Below are 2,985 nucleotides of genomic sequence, written 5' to 3'. Positions count from 1 at the left end.
TCGATCAGCCGGTCGTCGGGGATGTCGCAGTCCGCGTATCGCAGCAGAGTGGTGAACATGTCGGTGACGTGCATCATCTCGTTGCTTTCCCGCGGCTTCACGTGGCCCGGCCAGCGGATGATCGCCGGTGTCCGGATCCCGCCCTCGGCCGAGCTGAAGTACGAGCCGTCGAAGAAGCCCGCGGTTCCGCGACCGGCGAGGTGGTCCTCCGGCCCGTTGTCACCGGCGAAGACGACGATGGTGTTGTCGGCGACGCCGAGCTCGTCGAGCTTGTCCAGGATGCTCTGGAAGTCCGCGTCGAGCATGAGCAGCGCGTCACCCCAGTCGCCGTTGTCGCTCTTGCCCTTGAACTCCTCGCGCACCTCGATGGGGAAGTGAAGCAGCGAGTGGTTGTGGTAGAGGAAGAACGGCTTGTCGTCGGCGACGGCCCGCTCCATGAAGTCCTTTGCGCGACGGTCGTATTCGGCATCCATTTGACCTTTCAGCTCCACGGTGAGCTGTTCGTCGGTGGTGCGGACGCCGTCGGCCTTGGTGCCGTCGTACATGTACGACCAGCCGTCTCGCTCACCCACGTACCAGGGGTCGTCGGGCCACAGGCATTCGTCGTACGTGCGGGCGGGCCCGTACCACTCGTCGAATCCGTGGTCGGTCGGCCAGCGACCGTCCTCGGCACCGATGTGCCACTTGCCGTAGCAGGCCGTCGCATAGCCGGCCTCCGACAAGATGTCGCCCATCGTGCGTTCCCAGGCGACCAGACCGCCGGCGTTGCCGCCGAGTGCGATCGTGTGGTTGCCCGAACGGATCGGGTAGCGGCCGGTCATCAACGCCGACCGCGTCGGGGTGCACTGCGGCTCGACGACGAAGTGCGAGAGTTTGAGGCTGTCCTTGGCGAAGGTGTCGATGTTCTTGGTGTCAGCACCGCGCAGGATGCCGCCGCCGTAACAGCCGAGTTCGCCGAGACCGAGGTTGTCCACGTGGAAGTAGACGATGTTCGGTCGATCAGAGGATGAGGCCATGATGGCGCTTCCTTTCTATTGAGGTTCTTCTCGTGTACTGGTCAGGGGTCTGTCCGCGGACTCAGTCGAGCGGCGGCCCGGTGGTGCGGGGGTTGACGGAGAACAGTGAGACGCGGTCGGCCCGGTAGCGGACCGATTCCAGGTCGAAGGGAGTGCCGTCCGCCAGGCGGGTGAGCCTCTGCAGCAACAGGATCGGTTCACCGGGCTTGATCTCCAGGTGCCGCGCCGTTCCACGGTCGGCGGCGACGGCCTCGATGGTGTTCTCGGCCTCGCCCAGGCGGGCACCGAGCTTGCGTTCGAGGATGGAGAAGACGTCCTGGTTCTCCAGATCCTCCCCCTCGAAAGCCTCCATGGCCTCGGGCCGCAGCGCCGACGTGTCCAGGGACAGCGGCACATTGGCCACTGACCGCAGTCGCTCGATGAAAGCGATCGGGTTGCCTTCCGGCAGTTGAAGCTTGGCGGCGATCAACGGTGTGGCGGTCGACCGGTGCACTGCCAGGACGCGATTGGCCACTTTCAGTTGATGCCCGGCCAGGGACTCGGCCAGACCGACGAGCCGGTCGATCGGCTGCCGGAGCTTGGCGCCGGTGACGAACGTGCCCGCGCCCTGGACCCGGGTGATCAGTCCCTCCGCGCGCAGGAGATCGAGGGCCTCGCGAATCACGTTGCGGCTCACGCCCATCTCGCCGGCGAGCTCGTTCTCCGGCGGCAGCATCGGGCGGGGCGCTCCGATGCCACCGAACTGTCCCTCGAGGATCTGCGTGCGCAGACTGTCGCGGACCCATCGCGAGGCGTCTTCGCGCCTGCCTTCGTACCGGCGGGCGGGAGGCCGGGGGAAGTCCTTGGGTGGAATCCGTGGTCTCGAGGTCATGGACCAAGATTCGCAGCGGCCCGTTCCGCCCGATTTGCTGTGACGTTATCGCCTGATTACGCCGCTTTCGCGGGCCCTAACCGTGCTGGCCTGCGCACTCTCTGCGGCCGAATGCACCGAGAAACGCCACCCAGTGAACGGTGCCCGGCACGACGAACGGCCGGCCCGGGCGTCGTACGCCGCGGGCCGGCCGTGCCGGTACCGGTCGTCAGATGTCGAGGAACCGCTCGTCGCCGGCGTTCGCGGTGATGAACCCGCGACGCGCGTCGACGTCTTCCCCCATCAGGATCGAGAAGAGTTCATCGGCGAACGCGGCGTCGCTCACCGTCAGCCGGCGCAGCATCCGGGTGTCCGGATCCATCGTGGTTTCCCACAGTTCGCTCGCACTCATCTCCCCCAGGCCCTTGTAACGCTGGATGCCGTCCTCGCTCATCCGTCGACCGGCGGCGCGGCCCGCCTCGAGCAAGCGGTCGCGCTGCCGGTCGGTGTACGCGTAGTCGACCACCCCTTTGGGCCATTTGAGCTTGTACAGCGGTGGTTGCGCCAGATACACGTGTCCGTGCTCGATGAGGGGGCGCATGAACCGGTACAGCAGCGTCATCAGCAGGGTGGAGATGTGCCGGCCGTCGACATCGGCGTCGGCCATCAGCACGATCTTGTGGTAGCGCAGTTTGCTCAGGTCGAACTCGTCGCGCACCCCGGTGCCGAACGCGGTGATGATCGACTGGACTTCGGTGTTCTTGAGCGCGCGGTCGATCCGGGTCTTCTCGACGTTGATGATCTTGCCCCTGATGGGCAGGATCGCCTGGTACATCGAGTCACGACCCGACTTGGCACTCCCGCCCGCCGAATCCCCCTCGACGATGAAGATCTCGCTGCGCTCGGCGTCGTTGCTCCGGCAGTCGGCCAGCTTCCCGGGCAGGCCGCCCAGTGCTCCGGCGGTCTTGCGGCGCACCAGTTCCCGGGCGCTGCGGGCCGCGATGCGGGCCCGTGCCGACGCCGCTGCTTTCGTGACGATCGCCTTGGCTTCGGCGGGATTGGCGTCGAACCACTCCGACAGTCGCTCGTGGCACACCTTCTGGACCAGCGAGCGGATCG

Annotated in this window: 3 protein-coding genes; all 3 read right to left on the bottom strand. The window is 66.5% G+C overall.

Annotation, left to right across the window (positions count from 1 at the left end; all coding sequences use genetic code 11):
• Window positions 1-1,016 (bottom strand): sulfatase-like hydrolase/transferase (locus tag GX543_RS12910; RefSeq protein WP_290852384.1); only part of this gene is annotated, 1,016 nt, incomplete at its 3' end.
• 61 nt (window positions 1,017-1,077) lie between these two features.
• The gene (locus GX543_RS12905; protein ID WP_290852383.1) at window positions 1,078-1,887 is read right to left on the bottom strand and encodes a GntR family transcriptional regulator; all 810 of its coding nucleotides are present in this window, start codon (window positions 1,885-1,887) and stop codon (window positions 1,078-1,080) included.
• Window positions 1,888-2,095: 208 nt separating this feature from the next.
• Window positions 2,096-2,985: toprim domain-containing protein (locus GX543_RS12900; protein ID WP_290852381.1), on the bottom strand; the 890-nt coding region annotated here is incomplete at its 5' end.

It is taken from the genome of Gordonia sp. (in: high G+C Gram-positive bacteria) (assembly GCF_012515855.1).
Lineage (GTDB): Bacteria > Actinomycetota > Actinomycetes > Mycobacteriales > Mycobacteriaceae > Gordonia.
Note: the sequence above shows the minus strand (reverse complement) of the source record. Positions and strands in the feature narration are given on the sequence as shown.